A 20,420-nucleotide genomic window follows, 5' to 3' on the forward strand; every position below is an offset into this window, starting at 1 on the left:
GGACCAATCACCTTCTACAACGGCCTGGCCTACTTCCGTGCCTGTGCCGATGGATGGGCTCTGCGAGATGTGTATATGCCCTAGCACGAAGTGGGGGAGAGGTGGCCGCGAAGCGGCCGGAGAGGGGGCCTGCGCAATCAAAAGGCGCTTTAGGAATGCGCCGATTTCCCCTCTCCGTCTCGGCTTCGCCGAGCCAGCTCTCCCCGCAAGCGAGGCGAGGAACCCAGGTCGTGCGAAGTTGCCGCGCCTCGCGGCGGTTTCACCCTGCCTTTTCGGTTTTCGCAAAACTCGCGCGTTGAGTGATGCGCACATACCAATCCCGGATCTCGGCAAACTCGGCCAGCAGGGCTTGTCCCTCGGCGACCTTGATGAAATAGCCGATGATCGGTGCGGCGTGCAGGTCGGCCAGCGTCAGGTCCGTTCCCAACAGCCAAGGCCCTTCGGCTTTCAGCGAGGAGAGCGCCTGCAATGCCGTTCTCGCCTGCCGCAACCCGTTGGCGATCACGGCTTCGTCGGGCGGCGTTTTTTCCAGCCGCTCGACAGCGACATCCCAGACCATGGCCCTGTAGGCGTAGGCGTCGAGCAGGCCGGTGATCTGGTTCAGGCGTGCTCGAGGCCGGGCTTCGACCGGTTGCAGCGCCGGGCCGCCAAAGGCTTCGTCGACATAACGGGCAATCGCGCCGGTCTCGTAGAGGCGAAAGCCGTCATGCTCGAAGGCCGGGATGCGGCCGAACGGCTGGTGCTCGAAATACCAGCCGGGAATGCCGTCCGCGGCAAAGATGTCGACGGGCACGAGCTCGTAGCCGACGCCCTTTTCCTCCAGCACCAGCCGCACGATGCGCACATAGACGCTGTAGTCCGCGCCGTAGACGACGGGCTTGCCCATGCCGGTTGGGCTCAGGCCATCGCTTTCTGCAAATTCTCGTCGATCTTGTCGAGGAAGCCGGTGGTCGAAAGCCATGGCTGGTCGGGGCCGATCAGCAGCGACAGGTCCTTGGTCATGAAGCCGGACTCGACCGTCTGGATGCAGACCCTTTCCAGCGTCTCGGCAAAGCGCCTCAGTTCGGCATTGTCGTCGAGCTTGGCGCGGTGCGCGAGGCCGCGCGTCCAGGCAAAGATCGAGGCGATCGAATTGGTCGAGGTCTCCTCGCCCTTCTGGTGCTGGCGATAGTGGCGGGTAACGGTGCCGTGTGCGGCTTCCGCCTCGACGGTCTTGCCGTCCGGCGTCATCAGCACCGAGGTCATCAGGCCGAGCGAGCCGAAGCCTTGCGCCACCGTGTCGGACTGCACGTCGCCGTCATAATTCTTGCAGGCCCAGACATAGCCACCCGACCATTTCAGGCTGGAGGCCACCATGTCGTCGATCAGCCGGTGCTCGTACCAGAGTTTCTTCGCTTTGAATTCTGCTTCGAACTCCGCCTCGTAGACCTCCTGGAAGATGTCCTTGAAGCGGCCGTCATAGGCTTTGAGGATGGTGTTCTTGGTCGAGAGGTAGACGGGGTAATTGCGCAGCAGCCCATAGTTCAGGGAGGCGCGGGCGAATTCGCGGATCGATTCGTCGAGATTGTACATGGCCATGGCGACGCCGGCGCCGGGTGCGTCGAACACATCGTGCTCGATCACCTGGCCGTCCTCGCCGACGAATTTGATTGTCAGCTTGCCCTTGCCGGGGAAGCGGAAGTCGGTGGCGCGGTACTGGTCGCCGAAGGCGTGGCGGCCGACGATGATCGGCTTGGTCCAGCCGGGCACCAGCCGCGGCACGTTCTTCATGATGATCGGCTCGCGAAAGATGGTGCCGCCGAGGATGTTGCGGATGGTGCCGTTCGGCGACTTCCACATCTTTTTCAGCTTGAATTCCTCGACGCGCTGCTCGTCGGGCGTGATCGTCGCGCATTTCACGCCGACGCCGTATTTCTTGATGGCATTGGCCGAATCGATGGTCACCTGGTCGTTGGTGGCGTCGCGGTGCTCGATGCCGAGGTCGTAATATTCGAGCTTGAGGTCGAGATAAGGGTGGATCAGCTTGTCCTTGATGAACTGCCAGATGATGCGGGTCATCTCGTCGCCGTCGAGTTCGACGACCGGGTTCGCCACCTTGATCTTCGCCATGGAAAGAATGCCTCACTTTTGGGGAACGGAACGGCCTTGCCCGCACGGCTGCCGGCCCTGGGATGCGGCCCGTATATCAAAGGCTTTTTGGCCGCGCAAACGGCGAACCGCGCCGTAGTGTCGGCATTCCTTGCGAAAGCTTCATTTTCGCCGCCAAATGTGGCAGGGGACTGCGAAATGCCGCAAACAGCAGTTCACTGACAACCATGGCCGCTACCCAGGATCCCGCCACCCCTCTTGCCTCCGGAACTCCAGCGTCCGGACCGGCGATCATCCTGGTCGAGCCGCAGCTCGGCGAGAATATCGGCATGGTTGCGCGCGCCATGGCCAATTTCGGCCTTACCGAGCTGCGGCTCGTCAATCCGCGCGACGGCTGGCCGAGCGAGAAGGCGCGTGCCGCCGCAAGCCGCGCCGACCACGTCATCGATGCAGTCACGGTGTTCGATGACCTCACCTCGGCGATTGCCGATTTGAACTTCGTCTTCGCCACCACGGCGCGCGCGCGCGACAATTTCAAGCCGGTGCGCGGTCCGGTCGAGGCGGGCAGGGCGCTGCGCGCGCGGCAGCGGGCCGGCCAGCGCACCGGCATCCTGTTCGGCCGCGAGCGCTTCGGCCTCTATAATGACGAGGTCGGCCTTGCCGACGAGATCGTCACTTTCCCCGTCGATCCAGCCTTCTCCTCGCTCAACATCGCCCAGGCTGCCCTGCTGATGTCCTATGAATGGATGAAGTCCGGCCTGGAAGACGAGACCAGGACCAACTTCTCCGGCCCCGAAATGCCGCCGGCTGCCAAGGAAGAATTGCACGGCCTGTTGGCGTATCTGGAAGGTGCACTGGAGGCGCGCGGCTATTTCCGCCCGGCAGCGAAGAAGCCGAAGATGGTCGACAATTTGCGTGCAGTGCTGACCCGCCCCGGCTTTGCTGAGCCGGAGCTCAAGGTGCTGCGCGGCATACTATCATCGCTGGACAGGTTCTCGCCGGCCATGCCGCGCGGCGACGGATCGCCCGGCGACGATCCAAGGCGGCTCCCGGCGGCGGCCCGGCGCGCTGGCAGGGCGACAGACAAAGACTAGCCTCGGAACGACCCATACCTCACCAGTAACCGAATGTTATTTGGTGTGATCCATTGTCTGGAAAACGATGGATCCTTTCGATGTTCAATTCAAATATCGGGCGTCTTCGCTTTTTCTTCTATTCCGCGGCCTTGCTGGTTGCGGAAATCGTGACATTCGTGCTGTGCGTCGTGGGGACCGTCGGCTTCGAGGGTTTGGCCAATTCGAAACCCGGTCCTTCCAGGGAAGGGCTGGCCGCGGCTGTTCTCGTTACCTCGCTGGTGATCGTTCTGTTCCGCGCGAATTTCGCCTGGCGTCGAAGCCGCGACGCGCAAGGGTCGGGTTGGATCCTTTGGTCGTATATCGTGTTCTCGACGCTGTTCGCGATCCTGCAGGCCGGCACTGTTCTTGTCGTAAAATTCGACGGCGAAGATTCGCATTCCGGCCTTAACCTGCTGGGATTGGCTCTTGTCGGGCTGTGGGCCGTCATCTTGGCGGGCAAGCCGGCGGGCGGTGGCTCTGCGGATATGGCGTCATCCCTGAGTTTCGACGATTTCGACCCGCCCGGGCCGCTGCGCGGCGCCGCCGCGCTCCATTCAGCGTCAGCCGCCGGCGCGACGGCCCTGGCTCCAGCCTACGCCACGCGGGCCGCGCCGGTGCCGTCGAACCACCCTGCATCTCAACCTGCATCTCCGGCGAACGGCCGGCCGCGGCCCGGCGGCTTCGGCAAGCGCGGCCTTGTGTGACCGGCTCGCCGCATCAAGGCCATGATGGTTCCACATAGAAGCGGCCGGGATAAAGCATCATTGGCCGAAGCAGAAAGCATGGGCCGGGCCTTCCCTCGTGATCTCGTTTGTGATTCCCAGCCCTTAGTGATTCCCAGCCCTTAGTGACTCAATGACAATGACCGATCCATCGAGCGCCCGTCCGATCCTGATGTTCGATTCCGGCATTGGCGGCCTCACCGTGCTGCGTGAGGCGCGCGTGCTGATGCCTGACCGCCGCTTCATCTATGTCGCCGACGACGCGGCGTTCCCCTTCGGCGGCTGGGAGGAACCGGCGCTGAGAACACATATCCTGGAGTTGTTCGCCAGGCTGCTCGACCGGTTTTCGCCGGCCATTTCGGTCATCGCCTGCAACACCGCCTCGACACTGGTCATCGATGCCTTGCGCGAGCGGTTTCCCGGCCACCCTTTCGTCGGCACCGTGCCGGCCATCAAGCCGGCGGCGGAACGCACGCGCTCGGGCCTGGTTTCGGTGCTGGCGACGCCCGGCACCGTCAAGCGCCAGTACACGCGCGACCTGATCAGCAAATGGGCGCAGAAATGCCACGTCCGCCTGGTCGGCAGCGACAGGCTGGCTGCATTGGCCGAAGCCTATATGCGCGATGGTTTTGTCGACGAGGACGCCGTGCGCGCCGAGATCGCGCCGTGCTTCGTCGAGCATGACGGGCTGCGCACCGACATCGTCGTGCTTGCCTGCACCCATTATCCGTTTTTGGCCAACCGCATGCGCAAGACAGCACCGTGGCCGGTCGACTGGCTCGACCCGGCCGAGGCGATCGCACGCCGGGCGCTGTCGCTGCTTGCCGATACCGAGGCCCGCTATCGCAGAGAGGCACTGCCGGAAGGCGCCGACCTTGCATTCTTCACCTCGAACAGCGCCGATTTTCCGACGCGCCGGCTGATGCAGGGATTTGGCCTGGCGATATCCTGATCGCAGGCAATTTTTGCTTTGGGAACATCACACCGGACAATGCGTTTTCCTCTCATTGGAAACGGGAGAAACCATCATGCCAGCCACCTCAAAAGCCCAGCAGAAAGCGGCCGGCGCGGCATTGTCAGCCAAGCGCGGCGAGACCAAGAAGGGCGCGCTCAAAGGCGCGTCGAAGGGAATGTATAAATCCATGAGCGAAAAACAGCTCGAGGAATTCGCCGAGACCAAGCGCAAGGGCCTGCCGGAAAAGAAGTCGAAACACTGATCGACTGGCCATTCTGACGGCGGATGCCGGTCAATAAAAGGCCCGCGGCTGAGCCGCGGGCCATGAAGTCTCAACGGGCGAGGACGAAAATTACCAGTTCCAGCCCCACCCGCAGCGCCGCACTTTGTAGCGGATCACCTTGCGATGACCGTGGCGCCACACCACCTTCTTCTTGACCACGATGCGGCAGACCTGGTGATGCCTGTGCCCATGCCAATGCCGGGCCTGCGCCGGCTCGGGCGCGACCGCCATCGTGCCGGCCATCACCGCGGCGCCTACCAACGTAAGGAAGAACTTCTTCATGCGAATTCCAGCTCCTCTGATTTCAGTCCCTTCCTGATGCCGCTGGCGCAACCTCCCGCCACATCCGGCACGTTCTACAACCGTAACACTATCCGGTTCGGCGATTCGCGCCAGCCGGAAGCTTGACAGCGGTTAAATCTCCGTTTAACCAGCCCACCAACACCGGGCCGCAATGCCCGGTGGTTTTCTTTATGTGTGCAAGACGTTTGGGAAGCCGGTTTACTTTCCCTATGTCTTGTTTGAAATGACGTGTCCCGTGGGTTTTCCGTCGCGTTGCGTGGAAAACCCTGTCAGGTCTCGAAAACGGAGGCCAGAGGAGGGCGCGTTTCCTTCGCCCGGACCATGAGGTTCCGGGTGTGTTGTTTTGAAGGGGAATGCGATGAGCAAGCGCGAATCCGCGAAGTACAAGATCGACCGCCGTCTTGGCGAAAACATCTGGGGCCGCCCGAAGTCCCCGGTCAACAAGCGTGAATACGGCCCCGGCCAGCATGGCCAGCGCCGCAAGGGCAAGCTTTCCGATTTCGGCCTGCAGCTGCGCGCCAAGCAGAAGCTGAAGGGCCACTATGGCGACGTGTCGGAAAAGCAGTTCCGCAAGGTCTATGAAGAGGCGGACCGCCGCAAGGGCGACACCTCGGAGAACCTGATCGGCCTGCTCGAATCGCGCCTCGACGCAGTCGTCTATCGCGCCAAGTTCGTGCCGACCATCTTTGCGGCGCGCCAGTTCGTCAATCATGGCCACGTCAACGTCAACGGCAAGCGCGTCAACATCGGCTCATACCGCTGCAAGCCGGGCGATGTCATCGAAGTGCGCGAGAAGTCGAAGCAGCTGGTCATCGTGCTGGAATCGGTGGGCCTGGCCGAGCGCGACGTGCCCGATTACATCGAGGCCGATCACAACAAGATGACCGCGGCTTTCACGCGCATCCCCGGCCTGGCGGACGTTCCGTTTGCCGTGCAGATGGAACCGAACCTGGTCGTCGAATTCTATTCGCGCTGATCGGCGCGTTCGTCGCGATACAATCGAAGGCCGCCCGTCGAGGCGGCCTTTTCTTTTTTCGTTTCCTTTTCCGCGGCGTGATTCCGAAATCGATTTCGGTTTTCGGTCCGATGCGCTACTGCGGGCGGCAACAGGATCTTGGGGCCGACGCGCCATGAATATGCTGCCAGACGCCGAAACACTCGAACCGGTCGCCGATACCGAAGGCGGCTTTCATCCGCTGTTTGCCGATGTGCCGTCCTCCGTCGAGTTCAACAAGCTGCGCAAGCGGCTGTTGCGGCTTGCCCGCCAGGCGATCGACGATTTCGCCATGGTGAGACCCGGCGACCGTTGGCTGATCGCTCTGTCGGGCGGCAAGGATTCCTACGGCCTGCTTGCCGTGCTGCTCGATCTCAAATGGCGCGGGCTGCTGCCGGTCGAGCTGTTGGCCTGCAATCTCGACCAGGGCCAGCCGAACTTTCCCAAGCACATATTGCCCGATTATCTCGATAGATATGCCATTCCGCATCGCATCGAATATCAGGACACCTATTCGGTGGTCACTGACAAGCTGGCCGAGGGCAGCACCTATTGCTCGCTGTGCTCGCGGCTGCGGCGCGGCCATCTCTATCGCATTGCCCGCGAGGAGGGGTGCTCGGCGCTGGTGCTCGGTCATCACCGCGAGGACATACTGGAAACCTTCTTCATGAACCTGTTCCATGGCGGACGCCTCGCCGCCATGCCGCCGAAGCTGCTCAACGACGAAGGCGATGTCATGGTGCTGCGGCCGCTCGCCTATTGTGCGGAAGCCGATCTCGAGAAATTCGCCGGCGCCATGAAGTTCCCGATCATTCCGTGCGATCTGTGCGGTAGCCAGGAAGGCCTGCAGCGCAACGCCATGAAGGCGATGCTCGACGACATCGAGAAGCGCATGCCCGGCCGCAAGGACACGATGATCCGCGCCATGACCAATGTGCGGCGTTCGCATCTGCTCGACAGGAAGCTGTTCGATTTCGCCGCCCTCAACGAAACCCTCACCACCAGGCGTCCCGATGACATTTGACGATAGCGCGATCGACTGGCTTGCAGACCTTCTGTCGGAAGCCGCCGTCGCCGAGATCATGCCGCGCTTTCGCCGGTTGAGCGAGGGCGACGTCCGTCGCAAGACCTCGGCCGCCGATCTCGTCACCGAGGCCGACGTCAATGCCGAACGGCTCATCACCGCCAGGCTGCGCCAGCGTTATCCCCACGCAATGATCGTCGGCGAGGAGGCCTGCTCCGACGACCCGACGCTGCTCGACGGTCTCGGCGATGCCGAACTCGCCTTCGTCATCGACCCGGTCGACGGCACCTTCAACTTCGCCTCCGGCGTGCCGCTGTTCGGCGTCATGCTTGGCGTCGTGGTCAAGGGCGAGACGGTCGTCGGCATCATTCACGATCCCGTCGGCAAGGATTGGCTGATCGGCGTTAGTGGCGCCGGCAGCCATATCCGCCATGCCCATGGCAATCTGGAAAAGGTCCATGTCGCCAAACCGGCGCCGATGTCGGAAATGACCGGTGCGGTCTCATGGCACTACGTGCCCGAGCCGGACCGCTCACGTTTGGCGCGCAACCAGACCAAGTCGCTATCGCAGTTCAATTATCGCTGCGCCGCCCACGAATACCGCCTGCTGGCCAGTGGCCACGGCCATTTCGTCGTTTACAACAAGCTGATGCCTTGGGACCACCTGGCCGGCGTGCTGATCCATGCGGAGGCCGGCGGCCATGCCGCGCGCTTCGACGGCAGCGCCTATCTGCCGTCGCATGTCGGGGGTGGCCTGCTGGTCGCGCCGGACCGGGAGAGCTGGCGGGAGCTGCGCCGCGAGCTCTGGGCAGAATAGCTCTTCGCTGCCAAAGTTGTCCAATCTTGTGCGAAACCGGAGATCTCGAATGAAACCTCGGTCCGCAATTGTTGCAACGGCCTTTGCCCTTGCCTTGGTTGCCGGTGTCAATGAAGCAAGCGCTGGGGAACGCGCATGTCGCAGTCCCGACTCCGTCGACACCATAGACGAGATGTTCTCCGCGATCTTCGCCTGTTGGAAGCCGCCGCGCGGAACCGCGGGCATGACCCTGACACTGCAGTTCTCAATTCGCCGAAACGGCACGCTTATCGGCAAACCGCGCGCCACTTATTCCCATCTAGGGGACGATGGTCCACTCAATCGGGCCTTCGTGGCTTCCGTCCTCGAGGCGCTCGACAAGGCTCTCCCACTGCCCGTTTCGGACAGCATGGGTGGAGCAATCGCAGGACGTACGCTGTTCCCACGCTTCACCGCGGTCAGTGAGGGTGCATCCTAGGCGCGCCCGGCAATGTGCATTAGACCGGCGGGTTATGCGGCTGGAACAGTCTGCCGCGCTCGGCCAGCAGGATCATCAGCAGCGCCGCCACCGACACGCTGCAGAACCCGGCGGCCAGCGGCGTCACCGTGCCGTTGAAGGCTTGGCCGATCAGCGTGCCGAGAATGCCGCCAAGAAATGTCTGCATGAACCCAAGGATCGACGATGCAGTGCCGGCCAGGTGCCCCAGCGGCTCCATGGCAAGCGCGTTGAAGTTCGCGCCAAGCGCGCCGAACGGGACCATGGCGCAGGCAAAGAAGGTAATGAAGAGCCAGAGCGGCATCTTTATTTCGATGGAAACGACCAGCCAGGCAAGGCTGATGGCCAGAAACAGCAGCAGTGCGCTTTGCGACAGACGGCGCATGCCGATGCGGCCGACGAGGCGCGAGTTGAGGTAGTTCGAAAAAGCAAGTACGCCGGCAACCCCCGCGAAGATGACGGGGAACATCTCGCCGACATTGAACACGCTGACATAGATCTGCTGGGCCGAGGCGATGAAGCCGAACATGGCGCCGAAGATGAAGGTGCTGGCGAAGGCATAGCAGAGCGCGATGCGGTTGGTGAGAACGATGCGGAAGCCGCCGATGATGGAGGACAGCGTCAGCGGCCGGCGATATTCGGGGTGTAGTGTCTCGGGCAGGCGCAGCAGCGACCAGGCGGACACGATCAGCGCGCCGGCTGCCATGGTGACGAAGATCACATGCCAGGTCGCAAACAGCATGATGAACTGGCCGATACCGGGCGCCACCACCGGAATGGCCATGAACACCATGAAGATCAAGGACATGACTTCGGCCATGCGCCTTCCGTCGAACGTATCGCGCACGATCGAGACGGCAATGACGCGCGTCGCCGCCGCGCCGATGCCTTGCACCGCCCGGCATAGCAGAAGCGTGGCGAATGACGGGGCGATTGCCGCAGCGCCGGCCGCCAGGACGTAGATCACCAGCCCTGCGACAAGCGGCGCGCGGCGCCCGAAGCGGTCCGAGATCGGCCCGAAGAACAGCTGTCCGCCGCCAAAGCCAAGGATATAGGCGGTGACAACATATTGCCGGTGGTTTTCATTTTCGATGCCAAGCGAAGCGCCGATCTGCTGCAGCGCCGGCAAAATAATGTCGATTGCCAGCGAATTGAGCGCCATCAGCGCCGCGCACAGCGCAATGAATTCCCAGCGCGGAATGGGCAAGGTGCTTGCCTTTTGCTGCGCTTGTGCTTGCTGATCCAAGGCCAGTCCGATCCTCAAACGAAAATGCGCCGGCTGGCCGACGCATCCATTCGTTGATTGCCCGATAGCGGGCAGAACTTTTTGCCAAGGTGGGGGCTGCCCCGGCGCTTAGCGCATGACCCCCGAAAATCGCAGGCGGAAGGTCATACGCAGAAACAGAAGTCAGGCGGCGCCTTTGACGCTGACGCCCTTTTCGACGAGGAAGGTCTGCAATTCGCCCGCCTGGAACATCTCGCGGATGATGTCGCAGCCGCCGACGAACTCGCCCTTGACGTAGAGCTGCGGGATGGTCGGCCAGTTGGAATAGTCCTTGATGCCTTGCCGCAGTTCGGCCGACGTCAGCACGTCGACGCCCTTATAGTCGGCGCCGATATAGTCGAGGATCTGCACGACCTGGCCGGAAAATCCGCATTGCGGGAAGCCGGGCGTGCCCTTCATGAAGAGAACGACGTCGTTGCCCTTCACTTCATTGTCGATGTAGTCGTTGATGCCGCTCATGGAATACCCTTTCATGCCTGTGGGAGTCAGGCTCGAACATTACCCTTCAAATAAACCCATGGGTTGCGCGAAACAAGATGTTTGCCGCCTTGCCATGCAAATGGCGCAAAGGAACTCTGATCTTGGGCCAAGAGCGTTGGCCACCATCTTTCCCGAGGCGCGATGAAAAGACGATATCTCGCCGGGTTCCTCCTCGCCGTTCTGTTCGCCGCACTGTCCTTGATCTGGTGGGCCAGGTCGCCGAGACAGCCATCTCTCGTCGTCGGCGGTGAATTACCGGCGCCGTGCCGCGACGCGAGCTTCGAGGCGGTCGCCTATGTCGTCTGCGAAATCGATCTGCGCCACTATGACATCGGTGTGTTCCATGCAGGCCTTGACGGCAAGGCTTTCGGTTCACTGGACAAATTCGACAAGGCGATGGCGGATCATGGCCGGCCGGTGCTGCTCGCCATGAACGCCGGCATGTATCACCAAGACCTGACTCCGGTCGGCCTTCTCGTCGAAGACGGCCGGGAGAAGGCGCCGATCAACGTCGCCGACAGCGAAGGGAATTTCTTCCTGAAACCGAATGGCGTCTTCCTGGTCCGGAAGGACGGCAAGGCGGCGGTCATGGAGACAAGCGCCTATGCTGCGACCAGACTGGACGTGATGTTTGCCACGCAATCCGGCCCGATGCTGGTGATCGACGGCCGGCTTCATCCCCGCTTCGAGCAAAACGGCACATCGCGCTATATCCGCAATGGCATCGGCGTGCGTGACGAAAACACTGTCGTGCTGGCGATCTCGCGCTCTGAGGTCAGCCTCGGCAGCTTCGCGCGACTGTTTCGAGATGCGCTCAATTGTCCCAACGCGCTTTTCTTCGACGGGGTCGTTTCGGCGCTGTCGAACGGCGAGCGGATGATTGTGGGTGGAAGCTATCCGGTCGGGCCGATCATCGCCGTGTCGGCGAAAAGGTGAATTTATTTATGCGCACGTACGCATATGAATGCCGGCGCCAAACTCAGTTCGGCAAAATGCCTGGAGTCGACCATTTCCATCTCGGGCGCGGGAACCGGCTCGACGAAACGATCGAGCGTCCAGCCTGTGTCGGCAAGCCCGTTGAGGATATCGCCGAGCGGCCTGCGATAGGATTCGACATAGGGCTTGGGCTCCCCAAAACCTCCCCAATACATGCCCCAGCGATTCGTTTCAAAATAGGTTTTCGTCCCGCGCGTGCGCGTGTCCTGCCAGTCGCGCATTGGATGGCCCATAGAGAACACCAGCCAGCCGCCCGGGCAGGCCACGCGATGAAACTCAGCGAATACCGGCTCCAGTTTTTCGACATAGTCGAGCGCCAGCGAGCAAAGTATTCGGTCGAAACTGCCATCCGCGAGCCAGTCGAGAGCCCTTTCGAGGTTGCCAAGCCGGATATCGACATCGAGCCCAGCGCATCGCTGACGTGCCAGAGCCAGCATTTCCGGCGTAATGTCGAAGGCACTTACCCGCGCACCTGAGCCAGCCAGCTTTTCCGAGCAGATACCGGAGCCGCAACCGGCGTCCAGTATGTTCAGACCCGTCACGTCGCCCAGCAACTCCAGCGAGGCTGGCCGTTCATAAAGGGCGTTGTGCGGCTTGATCGGCGCCAGCGCGTCATAGCGCTCGGCGAAGGAAGCATAGGCACTGACTGCAACCGGATCGCTGTCGCCTTTGGCCATGACTTCCCGCTTGCGTAGAATTAGTCCGGCACGCTGGTCTGCAGGGCAAGCGCGTGCAACACGCCGCCCATATTGCCCTTCAGCGCGTCATAGACCATCTGGTGCTGCTGGACCCGGCTTTTCCCGCGAAAGCTTTCGGCCACAACCTCAGCCGCATAATGGTCGCCGTCGCCGGCCAGGTCGCGAATCGTCACCTTGGCGTCGGGGATGCCTTCCTTGATCAGCCGTTCGATGTCGTGGGCGTCCATTGCCATGTGAGGATTCCTTGTTCAGGTCGTGATCTCATAGATATGGTCGACATGTAGATATGGTCGAAATGGCGGATGAACCACAGGGAAAGGGCCCACTCGATCACGTCACGGGTCCACGACCTCATTTGCCATGAAGCGAGGGAACCAGGATTCGTGGGCGGCGGTCAATTCGCTGACCGGTATCGCACGCGCCTCGCCCAGCTTCAGGTCGCTGCCGCCGGTCGAGCCGATCCACGGCGCAAAAACGCCGAGCTTGTTTTGTTGTTCGCGAATGGCGTCCCATTGTTCGCTCTGCGGGTCGATCGACAGCGTCAGCAGATAACGGCCCTGGTCCTCGCCGAACCAGACGGGGATTGGATCTGTGCCGATCAGGCCGGGGATGGTCGCGCCGATGCCGGAGGCCATCGCCATCTCGGCCAGCGCTACCGCGATGCCGCCATCGGAAACGTCGTGCGCCGCGGTAACGACACCGGAGGCGATCAGTGCCCGCACATGGTCGCCGACCCGCTTCTCGTGGCCGAGATCGACCGGCGGCGGCGGGCCGTCGGCGCGGCCAAAGATGTCGCGCATATAGACCGACTGGCCAAGATGCGAGCCCCATATCGTCGGCGCGCCGACCAGCACGATCATCTGGTCTTCGGCGGCAAAGCCGATGCGCACCATTTTCGACCAGTCGGCAATCAGACCGACGCCGCCGATGGTCGGTGTCGGCAGGATGCCCTGTCCGTTGGTCTCATTATAGAGGGAGACGTTGCCGGAGACGATCGGAAAGCCAAGCGCCCGGCAGGCATCGCCGATGCCTTTCACAGCACCAACCAGCTGGCCCATGATCTCTGGCCGTTCCGGATTGCCGAAATTGAGGTTGTCGGTGGCCGCGAGCGGCAGAGCACCGGTGGCGGTAAGATTGCGCCAGCATTCGGCAACCGCCTGCTTGCCGCCCTCGTAAGGGTCGGCTTCGCAATAGCGCGGCGTCACGTCGGAGGAGAAGGCGAGCGCCTTGGTCGGGTGGCCGTCGACGCGCACGACACCGGCGTCGCCGCCGGGAAGCTGCAGCGAATTACCTTGGATCAGCGTGTCGTACTGCTCCCACACCCAGCGGCGCGAGGACAGGTCTGGTCCGCCCAGCAGCTTGAGCAAGGCCTCGGCCACGTCGGCTTGCGGTGCATCGCCGGCCAGCGGCGCCGGCTTCTTCGGCTCGACCCAGGGACGGTCATATTCCGGCGCCTGGTCGCCGAGATCCTTGATCGGCAGATTGGCAACCTCGTCGCCCTGATGCAGCACGCGAAAGCGCAGATCGTCGGTGGTCTTGCCGACGATGGCAAAGTCGAGGCCCCATTTGTGGAAGATCGCCTCGGCCTGTTTTTCCTTTTCGGGGCGCAGCACCATTAGCATGCGCTCTTGGCTCTCCGAAAGCATCATCTCATAGGCGCTCATGCGCTCTTCACGCACCGGCACCTTGTCGAGATCGAGCTCGATGCCGAGGTCGCCCTTGGCGCCCATTTCGACTGCCGAGCAGGTGAGGCCGGCGGCACCCATGTCCTGGATGGCGATAACGGCGCCGGACGCCATCAGTTCGAGGCAGGCTTCGAGCAGGCATTTTTCGGTGAACGGATCGCCAACCTGCACGGTGGGCCGCTTCTCGTCGATCTTGTCGTCGAACTCGGCCGAGGCCATGGTGGCGCCGCCGACACCGTCGCGCCCGGTCTTGGCGCCGAGATAGACCACCGGCAGGCCAACACCCTTGGCTTCCGACAGGAAGATCGCATCAGTCTTGGCAAGCCCCGCCGCAAAGGCATTGACCAGGATGTTGCCATTGTAGCGGGCGTCGAAATTGACCTCGCCGCCGACCGTCGGCACGCCGAAGGAATTGCCATAGCCGCCGACGCCGGAAACGACGCCGGCAACGAGGTGCCTGGTTTTGGGATGGTCCGGCGCGCCGAAGCGTAGCGCGTTCATCGCCGCGATCGGCCGCGCGCCCATGGTGAAGACATCGCGCAGGATGCCGCCGACGCCGGTCGCAGCTCCCTGATAGGGCTCGATATAGGAGGGGTGGTTATGGCTCTCCATCTTGAAGACGACGCAGTCGCCGTCGCCGATGTCGACCACGCCGGCATTCTCGCCCGGGCCCTGGATGACTTGCGGCCCGGTGGTCGGCAGCGTGCGCAGCCACTTCTTCGAGGATTTGTAGGAACAATGCTCGTTCCACATCGCCGAAAAAATACCAAGTTCGGTAAAGCTCGGTTCGCGCCCGACCAGGTCGAGGATGCGCTGGTACTCGTCGGGCTTCAGCCCGTGAGCGGCAATGAGTTCAGGAGTGATCGGCACGGAATTGGAAATGGTCATGATCGGCAATTGTGTCCTTGGGATCGAGTCCCGTCTTATCGCAAGCGTTGCAGCCGATACACCCCGTTGGATGACCAAAACGATGGAAAGCAACAGCTGACCGCAAGTAGCGAAAGATCGCCACTCGACCCGCCGGTTTCAAGCCGGTTCAAGAAAAGCTGTCGTAGCCGGCGCGGCCCTCGTCCAGAAGCCGCCGGATTACCGCGACGCCGTGCGCGATATCGTCCCGCTGCCGCGGCTGGGAGATGCCAAACCGTACGCCGTGAAAGGCCTGTTCGGAACGCCCTGCCTTGAACTCGTCCTCGTCGTCAATGAGCACGCCATGCTCGAGGCAGGCCTGCTTGAAAGTGCCGGAAAGCCATGGGTCCGGCAAAGTGAGCCAGACGAACGGCACGTTATCCAGCGCCTTGAAATCGAAGCCGTCGAGTGTCTCGCGCACGATCGCGATGCGCGCACCGATCTCGGCAATGCTGCGCTTGCGCACCTCAGCGGCCTGACCGGACAGCACCAGCCGGCTGCCCACCTCCGCCAGCAGAAAGGGCAGGCCGCCCGTCATCATCTTGTGGGCAACCCGGATGCGGTGACGATAGGCCGGCGGGCAAGCGAGCCAGCCGCCGCGAACACCCGCCGCAACCGATTTCGACAGGCCGCCGGCAACGATGGTCCGTTCGGGAGCATATTCGGCCATTAAAGGCGTTGGGTCATCGGTCAGTCCGCCATAGAGATCGTCCTCGATCAGGACGACGTTATATTGACGGGCGACATGCGCGATTGCCTCGCGGCGCGATGCCGACAGCGTTGTCAGTGTCGGGTTCTTGGCCGTCGGCATCAAAAACATCATTTTCGGGTGCTTTTGCGCACAGACGCGCTCGAAATCCTGGGGATCGATGCCCTCGTCGTCAGTCGCCACCAGTGCGGTCCGGCGACCGATCAGGCCGGCACTGCGCGAGATCTGCGAATAGGTGAGGTGCTCGAAGACGACATAGTCGCCGGGGGCGGTGAGCCCCGCAATGGTTGCCATCACCGCGGCGTGGGTGCCGAGCGTGGGAACGATTGCATCCGCCGCCGGGCGATAGGAATTGCGCGACAGCCAGCGCCTGCCCGCTTCGAACCAGCGGTCCGGGAAATCACGAGTATAGCTTGAAATCTCATGCGGATGGTCTTGCGCCGTGCGTGTCAACACGTCGGCGACGATGGCACCCTGGCCGACATCCGGTGCGGCGGTGCTATCGAAGCGCAGCTTGTCGCCGGGCGCATCCATATAGCGCGTGCCTTGTTCGACCGGCCCCAGGAAATCCGCCTTTGCGCTCTCCGACCGTTGAGCGAGAACATAGGTTCCGCGGCCGACCTCGCCGCTGACCAGTCCCCGCTCGCGCAGCAATTGATAGGCCCTGCCGACCGTGCCGACGGTCGTGCCGATGTCGTATGCCAGATCGCGCTGCGGCGGCAGCTTTGCCCCTGCACCGATCAAGCCGCGGTCGATGTCCGTCTCGATGGATGCGGCAAGCCGCTGATAGAGCGGGCCAGTGCCGCCGGTAAGGTCTGGAAGCCAAGTTGTCATGGTGACAATTTTCTACATTGCACCGAAGTGAGAGTCAATACATATGAAACGGGCAATACAAAAGGGCACAATTGCAATCTTGGCAGAAAGAAAATGGGTACAATAGAGACAATCCGCTACGCCGCAGTTGAATTGCAGGTGCAGGTGGCGCGCCCGCCGGGCAGGCCAACCTATGTCAGTCGGCTGGTGCGTACGCTCAGATCCTTCGCGAGGTGGATTGACGGGTTAATGGATCGCCGGCGCAGCCGGCTGGTCCTGCTCGAGATGACCGACGCCCAGCTCAAGGACATCGGCATTTCGCGCTGCGATGCCCATCGTGAAGGTCTGAGGCCGTTCTGGGACTGATGCGTTCGAGCGCTTTAGCGGACGCCCGCCGCCCTGATCCGCGTGACACCGTGGTCCACAAGCACCGCCACAATGCATAGCATCAGAAAGAGCCCGGTGATGGCCAGAGCCGAGACGGCGACGCTGGTCGCGCCGTTCTTGGCGAGATCGAGGAACGGGTAGGGCACTTCACCGGCAATCGGCGCCCGCAGCAGCGCGTAGGCCAGATAGGCGATCGGATAGATCATCCACCAGGAGATGTCGCGCCACCGCGTCGAGCCGTCGGCGCCTGCCACAAGCCACCACAGCACGAACAACACCGGCGTCACATAGTGCAGGAGCACATCGCAGAGCAGGAACAGCCCTTGCGGCTGCCAAAGCTGCGCCAGGACCGTTGCATAAACGATGAGGACCAGCGTTATGGCGACGGCTACGCCCGCCCGCATCCGTGGCGCGGAAAAGGCCGGAAACCATGCATAACCCGTCGACGACAGCAACGAGGCATGGACGAGCACCGCGCCGATGTTGGTCAGGATGGTGAAGAAGCTGAAATAGAAGACCAGCGAGCCGGCAAAGCCGCGGCCGGCTTCCATTGATGCCGGGACGGTGATGCAGAGCTGCAGGACGAGCCCGGCCAGGCCGACGACCAGACCGGCGATCTGCAGCACGCGACCCATTGGGCTAGGCAGCAGCGCCGCAGGCCGGATTGCCCGCCTGCCAGCGGGCAATGTCCGAGCCGATGCGGGCGCCGAGCGGTTCCGCCATCAATGGGCCGAACACGTCGACGCGGCTCGAATTGCCTTGCGCCTGCACGACCAGCAACGGCTTTCCACCATAATGTTTGGCCGGCACCAGCAGGAAGCGCGGCGTGCCGCTGAACGAATTCAGCTCGTTGGCCATCTGGTACGATTTGAAGGCAGGGTCCTTGCTGGCGATCCAGCATTTGTGGGCAGCTATTGCCACCTGCTCCATGGCAAGCAGTGACGCGCTCTTGCCCGCCGGCGCCGGCGCGCTCTTCGGGCCTGACTGGCAGGAGGCGAGTACAAGACCGGCGGAAGCGGCGAGGGCGAGGCGGGCGAGTGTCGATCGCATGGTCAAGCGGCGCCCATCTCGAGTTCGGACAGAAACACCTTCAGACCGTCTGTCATCTCACCCCAGACGCGCGACAGCGCCGGATGCTGCAGGGCGATTTGCTCATAGGCATCGAATTTCGGATAGCCATCAAGCAGGTCGGGGCGGCCGATCGTCGCCCTGAAATTGTTGAAGACGAAGCGGGTCGGCGTCAGCCAGGCATCGGCGAAGGAGATGTCGTCGCCGAGCGCGAACGGGCCATGCGCCATGCGCGCCTCGATTGCCGCGAGCCCGTGATGCAATCGGGCGAACTGTGCCTTGATCTCCGCCTCGTTGCGCTGCGGCACGAAATGGAGCTCGAACAGCTTCATGGTCGGGGCGAGCACGTCGAGGTCGGTGATGCGGGCGAACATGCGCACCAGCGCCCGGTCCTTCGAGTCCCTCGGCAGCAGCGCCGGCTCGGGAAAGCGCTCCTCCAGATATTCGGCGATGACCACCGATTCGACGATCGTTTCGCCGGAGCCGGTGATCAGCACCGGAATCCGGTTCAACGGCGAGATGGCACGAAACGCCTCGGGGATGGGAAACCCCGGCGGCGGTGCAATGAGCTTGAGCGGCACGTTCTTGATGTAGGCCAACGCCCGCACGATCGACGAATAGGGCGACAACGGCCGCGAATAGAGTTTCATGACCGTGGCTCCAGGAGGAAAATTGAAGGTATCAAGCGGCGATGCCCAGCGCGCTTTCGAACAGCGCCCGGCCGTCGCTGCCGCCATGCGCCGCTTCGATCAGGTTCTCGGGATGCGGCATCAGGCCGAGCACGTTGCCGCGGCCGTTGACGATGCCGGCAATGTCGTTGATCGAGCCGTTGGGATTGGTGCCTTCGGCATAGCGGAACACCACCTGGCCTTCGCCTTCGAGGCGGGCCAGCGTTTCGGCATCGGCGAAATAATTGCCGTCATGGTGCGCCACCGGCGCGCGGATGACCTGGCCCGGCTGATAGCGGCGGGTAAACATCGTGTTGGCATTAGCAATCTGCAGCTTGACTTGCCGGCAGACGAATTTCAGCGAGGTGTTTCGCATCAATGCGCCCGGCAGCAGGCCTGCCTCGACCAGGATCTGGAAGCCGTTGCAGACGCCGATGACCATGACGCCCTTGGCCGCCTTTTCGGCGACAGCCCGCATTACCGGCATGCGCGCGGCAATGGCGCCGCAGCGCAGATAATCGCCAAAGGAAAAGCCGCCGGGAATGGCGATCAGGTCGACATCGGGAATTTCGGTGTCGGTCTGCCAGACGGTGACCGGCGGCGTGCCGGAAATCTTGGTCAGCGCCGCGATCATGTCGCGGTCGCGATTGAGGCCGGGGAGCAGGACGACGGCTGATTTCACCTCAGGCGATCTCCACCGCGTAATTCTCAATCACCGTATTCGCCAGAAGCTTGTCGCACATGGCTTTCAGATCCGCTTCGGCCTTGGCCTTGTCGCTCTCGGCAAGTTCGATATCAAAAACTTTGCCTTGCCGCACCTGGCCGATGCCGCCGAAACCCATTGCGGACAGCGCATGCTCGATTGCCTTGCCTTGTGGGTCTAGCACGCCGTTCTTGAGGGTTACGGTAATGCGGGCCTTGATCACGCTGGACATGTTCCTGTTCATCTGTTGAGCGGGCAAGCCATCAGTGCGGCTTGCCTTTGACACCGTCGGTCGATGCGACGAGCACCGGCCCGGCTGGGCGCGGCGGCTCGTTCTCGTTCATGATGCCGAGTCGGCGGGCAACTTCCTGATAAGCTTCGACCAGCCCGCCCATGTCGCGGCGGAAGCGGTCCTTGTCGAGCTTGTCCTGCGTCGCCACGTCCCACAGCCGGCAGGAATCCGGCGAAATCTCGTCGGCGACGACGATGCGCATCATGTCGCCTTCGAACAGGCGGCCGCATTCGATCTTGAAATCGACCAACTGGATGCCGACGCCCATGAACAGGCCGGAAAGGAAGTCGTTGACGCGAATGGCCAGCGCCATGACATCGTCGATCTCCTGTGGGCTCGCCCAGCCGAAGGCGGTGATGTGCTCTTCCGATACCATCGGATCGTCGAGTGCATCGGCCTTGTAATAGAATTCGATGATCGAGCGCGGCAGCACGGTGCCTTCCTCGATGCCCAGGCGCTTGGCCAGCGAGCCGGCGGCGACGTTGCGCACCACCACTTCGAGCGGGATGATCTCGACTTCCTTGATCAACTGCTCGCGCATGTTGAGCCGGCGGATGAAGTGCGTCGGAATGCCCATCCGGTTGAGGTGGTTGAAGATGTGCTCGGAAATGCGGTTGTTGAGCACGCCTTTGCCATCGACGATTTCATGCTTCTTCTTGTTGAAAGCGGTAGCGTCGTCCTTGAAGAACTGGATCAGCGTGCCAGGCTCCGGTCCCTCATAAAGGATCTTGGCCTTGCCTTCATAAATGCGGCGGCGATTTTTCATCTGATTTTTCTCTGGATTTGCGGGCAGGCGGCAAGCGACCAGTTCCTGTCCGTCTGCCTAAAATAAGATGGCGACGGTGGGGTTCAATGCCGGTGTCTATCCCAATCGCACTGTTTGCTCAATCGGCAAATCCTTTCAATCAACCGCTTTCGGGCACCGAAATGCCGCAGCGCAGCAAGCAATGTAGC

The 20,420-nt window shown here is 62.2% G+C and carries 25 protein-coding genes; 10 read left to right on the plus strand and 15 right to left on the minus strand.

Translation table 11 applies throughout. From position 1 onward, the window contains the following. Positions 1–259 precede the first annotated feature (259 nt). Positions 260–886, minus strand: coding sequence for a glutathione S-transferase family protein (locus NKI24_RS30350; RefSeq protein ID WP_352745698.1), 627 nt, complete (start codon positions 884–886; stop codon positions 260–262). Between the two features lie 11 nt (positions 887–897). Beyond that, entirely contained in the window at positions 898–2,109 is a 1,212-nt protein-coding gene (locus tag NKI24_RS30355; RefSeq protein WP_292659842.1) for an NADP-dependent isocitrate dehydrogenase, read from the minus strand. Positions 2,110–2,315: 206 nt separating this feature from the next. On the opposite strand from NKI24_RS30355, the gene NKI24_RS30360 reads away from it, so the two are divergent. The 4 genes from NKI24_RS30360 (at position 2,316) to NKI24_RS30375 (ending at position 5,142) form a co-directional block, all read left to right on the plus strand. Continuing rightward, the gene (locus NKI24_RS30360) at positions 2,316–3,182 is read left to right on the plus strand and encodes an RNA methyltransferase (RefSeq protein ID WP_352750199.1); all 867 of its coding nucleotides are present in this window, start codon (positions 2,316–2,318) and stop codon (positions 3,180–3,182) included. A gap of 80 nt (positions 3,183–3,262) precedes the next feature. Continuing rightward, the gene (locus NKI24_RS30365; RefSeq protein ID WP_352750200.1) at positions 3,263–3,907 is read left to right on the plus strand and encodes a DUF805 domain-containing protein; all 645 of its coding nucleotides are present in this window, start codon (positions 3,263–3,265) and stop codon (positions 3,905–3,907) included. A 157-nt stretch (positions 3,908–4,064) separates the two neighbouring features. Further along, a complete protein-coding gene (gene murI / locus NKI24_RS30370; protein ID WP_352474637.1) occupies positions 4,065–4,877 on the plus strand; it encodes a glutamate racemase in 813 nt (270 codons plus the stop codon). Positions 4,878–4,953: 76 nt separating this feature from the next. Further along, positions 4,954–5,142 (plus strand): DUF3008 family protein, encoded by a 189-nt coding sequence (locus NKI24_RS30375; RefSeq protein ID WP_023674705.1) that lies wholly within the window; start codon positions 4,954–4,956, stop codon positions 5,140–5,142. A 90-nt stretch (positions 5,143–5,232) separates the two neighbouring features. Here NKI24_RS30375 and NKI24_RS30380 read toward each other — a convergent pair whose 3' ends face one another. Further along, positions 5,233–5,445 carry a hypothetical protein gene (locus NKI24_RS30380; protein WP_023674706.1) on the minus strand — a complete coding sequence of 71 codons (213 nt, stop codon included), beginning with the start codon at positions 5,443–5,445 and terminating at the stop codon, positions 5,233–5,235. Positions 5,446–5,824: 379 nt separating this feature from the next. Here NKI24_RS30380 and rpsD point away from each other — a divergent pair, with 379 nt between their 5' ends. From rpsD to NKI24_RS30400, 4 genes are all read left to right on the plus strand, one after another. Beyond that, positions 5,825–6,442 (plus strand): 30S ribosomal protein S4, encoded by a 618-nt coding sequence (rpsD, locus tag NKI24_RS30385; RefSeq protein ID WP_023717376.1) that lies wholly within the window; start codon positions 5,825–5,827, stop codon positions 6,440–6,442. Between the two features lie 154 nt (positions 6,443–6,596). Continuing rightward, positions 6,597–7,484: a tRNA 2-thiocytidine(32) synthetase TtcA gene (gene ttcA, locus NKI24_RS30390; protein ID WP_352474638.1), complete on the plus strand. Its 888-nt coding sequence runs from the start codon at positions 6,597–6,599 to the stop codon at positions 7,482–7,484. Next, entirely contained in the window at positions 7,474–8,301 is an 828-nt protein-coding gene (locus NKI24_RS30395) for an inositol monophosphatase family protein (RefSeq protein ID WP_352646828.1), read from the plus strand. Before ttcA ends, NKI24_RS30395 begins: the two co-directional genes overlap by 11 nt. A gap of 49 nt (positions 8,302–8,350) precedes the next feature. After that, positions 8,351–8,758 (plus strand): UCP034077 family protein, encoded by a 408-nt coding sequence (locus NKI24_RS30400; protein ID WP_352474640.1) that lies wholly within the window; start codon positions 8,351–8,353, stop codon positions 8,756–8,758. Positions 8,759–8,777: 19 nt separating this feature from the next. Here NKI24_RS30400 and NKI24_RS30405 read toward each other — a convergent pair whose 3' ends face one another. Beyond that, on the minus strand, positions 8,778–9,977 hold the full coding sequence (locus NKI24_RS30405; RefSeq protein WP_502893744.1) for a multidrug effflux MFS transporter: 1,200 nt from the start codon (positions 9,975–9,977) through the stop codon (positions 8,778–8,780). A 207-nt stretch (positions 9,978–10,184) separates the two neighbouring features. Beyond that, on the minus strand, positions 10,185–10,520 hold the full coding sequence (grxD, locus tag NKI24_RS30410) for a Grx4 family monothiol glutaredoxin (RefSeq protein WP_023674712.1): 336 nt from the start codon (positions 10,518–10,520) through the stop codon (positions 10,185–10,187). Between the two features lie 162 nt (positions 10,521–10,682). Between grxD and NKI24_RS30415 the strand changes: the two genes are divergently transcribed. Beyond that, a complete protein-coding gene (locus NKI24_RS30415) occupies positions 10,683–11,477 on the plus strand; it encodes a phosphodiester glycosidase family protein (protein WP_352474643.1) in 795 nt (264 codons plus the stop codon). Positions 11,478–11,479: 2 nt separating this feature from the next. Here the strand turns inward: NKI24_RS30415 and NKI24_RS30420 are convergent, their stop codons facing one another. The 4 genes from NKI24_RS30420 to NKI24_RS30435 form a co-directional block, all read right to left on the minus strand. Further along, entirely contained in the window at positions 11,480–12,214 is a 735-nt protein-coding gene (locus NKI24_RS30420; RefSeq protein WP_352541435.1) for a class I SAM-dependent methyltransferase, read from the minus strand. Positions 12,215–12,234: 20 nt separating this feature from the next. Beyond that, positions 12,235–12,468: a BolA/IbaG family iron-sulfur metabolism protein gene (locus NKI24_RS30425; protein ID WP_023674714.1), complete on the minus strand. Its 234-nt coding sequence runs from the start codon at positions 12,466–12,468 to the stop codon at positions 12,235–12,237. 102 nt (positions 12,469–12,570) lie between these two features. Continuing rightward, complete coding sequence (gene purL, locus NKI24_RS30430) at positions 12,571–14,808, minus strand: phosphoribosylformylglycinamidine synthase subunit PurL (RefSeq protein WP_352750201.1); 2,238 nt, start codon at positions 14,806–14,808, stop codon at positions 12,571–12,573. Positions 14,809–14,956: 148 nt separating this feature from the next. Then, positions 14,957–16,369 carry an aminotransferase-like domain-containing protein gene (locus NKI24_RS30435; RefSeq protein WP_352750202.1) on the minus strand — a complete coding sequence of 471 codons (1,413 nt, stop codon included), beginning with the start codon at positions 16,367–16,369 and terminating at the stop codon, positions 14,957–14,959. 93 nt (positions 16,370–16,462) lie between these two features. On the opposite strand from NKI24_RS30435, the gene NKI24_RS30440 reads away from it, so the two are divergent. Then, complete coding sequence (locus NKI24_RS30440; RefSeq protein ID WP_352637823.1) at positions 16,463–16,714, plus strand: DUF1127 domain-containing protein; 252 nt, start codon at positions 16,463–16,465, stop codon at positions 16,712–16,714. Between the two features lie 14 nt (positions 16,715–16,728). On the opposite strand, the gene NKI24_RS30445 is transcribed toward NKI24_RS30440, so the two are convergent. From NKI24_RS30445 to purC, 6 genes are read right to left on the minus strand one after another with little or no spacing between them, the layout of a single operon-like run. After that, positions 16,729–17,370 carry a Pr6Pr family membrane protein gene (locus tag NKI24_RS30445; protein WP_352501588.1) on the minus strand — a complete coding sequence of 214 codons (642 nt, stop codon included), beginning with the start codon at positions 17,368–17,370 and terminating at the stop codon, positions 16,729–16,731. Between the two features lie 4 nt (positions 17,371–17,374). Beyond that, positions 17,375–17,785 (minus strand): hypothetical protein, encoded by a 411-nt coding sequence (locus NKI24_RS30450; RefSeq protein ID WP_352474652.1) that lies wholly within the window; start codon positions 17,783–17,785, stop codon positions 17,375–17,377. Between the two features lie 2 nt (positions 17,786–17,787). Then, complete coding sequence (locus NKI24_RS30455) at positions 17,788–18,453, minus strand: glutathione S-transferase family protein (RefSeq protein WP_352474653.1); 666 nt, start codon at positions 18,451–18,453, stop codon at positions 17,788–17,790. Between the two features lie 31 nt (positions 18,454–18,484). Continuing rightward, positions 18,485–19,153 (minus strand): phosphoribosylformylglycinamidine synthase subunit PurQ, encoded by a 669-nt coding sequence (gene purQ / locus NKI24_RS30460; protein ID WP_352750203.1) that lies wholly within the window; start codon positions 19,151–19,153, stop codon positions 18,485–18,487. A gap of 1 nt (position 19,154) precedes the next feature. Beyond that, positions 19,155–19,397, minus strand: coding sequence for a phosphoribosylformylglycinamidine synthase subunit PurS (purS, locus tag NKI24_RS30465; protein ID WP_352541430.1), 243 nt, complete (start codon positions 19,395–19,397; stop codon positions 19,155–19,157). 40 nt (positions 19,398–19,437) lie between these two features. Continuing rightward, complete coding sequence (gene purC / locus NKI24_RS30470) at positions 19,438–20,232, minus strand: phosphoribosylaminoimidazolesuccinocarboxamide synthase (protein ID WP_023674725.1); 795 nt, start codon at positions 20,230–20,232, stop codon at positions 19,438–19,440. Between the last annotated feature and the right edge of the window lie 188 nt (positions 20,233–20,420).

Origin of the sequence: Mesorhizobium sp. M0701 (assembly GCF_040320365.1) — a bacterium.
GTDB lineage: Bacteria > Pseudomonadota > Alphaproteobacteria > Rhizobiales > Rhizobiaceae > Mesorhizobium.

Excerpts from the sequence above, each read along its gene's own strand:
- NKI24_RS30350 (WP_352745698.1), bottom strand. The coding sequence starts at position 886 with ATGGGCAAGCCCGTCGTCTACGGCGCGGACTACAGCGTCTATGTGCGC.
- NKI24_RS30355 (WP_292659842.1), bottom strand. The coding sequence starts at position 2,109 with ATGGCGAAGATCAAGGTGGCGAACCCGGTCGTCGAACTCGACGGCGAC.
- NKI24_RS30360 (WP_352750199.1), top strand. The coding sequence starts at position 2,316 with ATGGCCGCTACCCAGGATCCCGCCACCCCTCTTGCCTCCGGAACTCCA.
- NKI24_RS30365 (WP_352750200.1), top strand. The coding sequence starts at position 3,263 with ATGTTCAATTCAAATATCGGGCGTCTTCGCTTTTTCTTCTATTCCGCG.
- murI (WP_352474637.1), top strand. The coding sequence starts at position 4,065 with ATGACCGATCCATCGAGCGCCCGTCCGATCCTGATGTTCGATTCCGGC.
- NKI24_RS30375 (WP_023674705.1), top strand. The coding sequence starts at position 4,954 with ATGCCAGCCACCTCAAAAGCCCAGCAGAAAGCGGCCGGCGCGGCATTG.
- NKI24_RS30380 (WP_023674706.1), bottom strand. The coding sequence starts at position 5,445 with ATGAAGAAGTTCTTCCTTACGTTGGTAGGCGCCGCGGTGATGGCCGGC.
- rpsD (WP_023717376.1), top strand. The coding sequence starts at position 5,825 with ATGAGCAAGCGCGAATCCGCGAAGTACAAGATCGACCGCCGTCTTGGC.
- ttcA (WP_352474638.1), top strand. The coding sequence starts at position 6,597 with ATGAATATGCTGCCAGACGCCGAAACACTCGAACCGGTCGCCGATACC.
- NKI24_RS30395 (WP_352646828.1), top strand. The coding sequence starts at position 7,474 with ATGACATTTGACGATAGCGCGATCGACTGGCTTGCAGACCTTCTGTCG.
- NKI24_RS30400 (WP_352474640.1), top strand. The coding sequence starts at position 8,351 with ATGAAACCTCGGTCCGCAATTGTTGCAACGGCCTTTGCCCTTGCCTTG.
- grxD (WP_023674712.1), bottom strand. The coding sequence starts at position 10,520 with ATGAGCGGCATCAACGACTACATCGACAATGAAGTGAAGGGCAACGAC.
- NKI24_RS30415 (WP_352474643.1), top strand. The coding sequence starts at position 10,683 with ATGAAAAGACGATATCTCGCCGGGTTCCTCCTCGCCGTTCTGTTCGCC.
- NKI24_RS30420 (WP_352541435.1), bottom strand. The coding sequence starts at position 12,214 with ATGGCCAAAGGCGACAGCGATCCGGTTGCAGTCAGTGCCTATGCTTCC.
- NKI24_RS30425 (WP_023674714.1), bottom strand. The coding sequence starts at position 12,468 with ATGGCAATGGACGCCCACGACATCGAACGGCTGATCAAGGAAGGCATC.
- purL (WP_352750201.1), bottom strand. The coding sequence starts at position 14,808 with ATGACCATTTCCAATTCCGTGCCGATCACTCCTGAACTCATTGCCGCT.
- NKI24_RS30435 (WP_352750202.1), bottom strand. The coding sequence starts at position 16,369 with ATGACAACTTGGCTTCCAGACCTTACCGGCGGCACTGGCCCGCTCTAT.
- NKI24_RS30440 (WP_352637823.1), top strand. The coding sequence starts at position 16,463 with ATGGGTACAATAGAGACAATCCGCTACGCCGCAGTTGAATTGCAGGTG.
- NKI24_RS30445 (WP_352501588.1), bottom strand. The coding sequence starts at position 17,370 with ATGGGTCGCGTGCTGCAGATCGCCGGTCTGGTCGTCGGCCTGGCCGGG.
- NKI24_RS30450 (WP_352474652.1), bottom strand. The coding sequence starts at position 17,785 with ATGCGATCGACACTCGCCCGCCTCGCCCTCGCCGCTTCCGCCGGTCTT.
- NKI24_RS30455 (WP_352474653.1), bottom strand. The coding sequence starts at position 18,453 with ATGAAACTCTATTCGCGGCCGTTGTCGCCCTATTCGTCGATCGTGCGG.
- purC (WP_023674725.1), bottom strand. The coding sequence starts at position 20,232 with ATGAAAAATCGCCGCCGCATTTATGAAGGCAAGGCCAAGATCCTTTAT.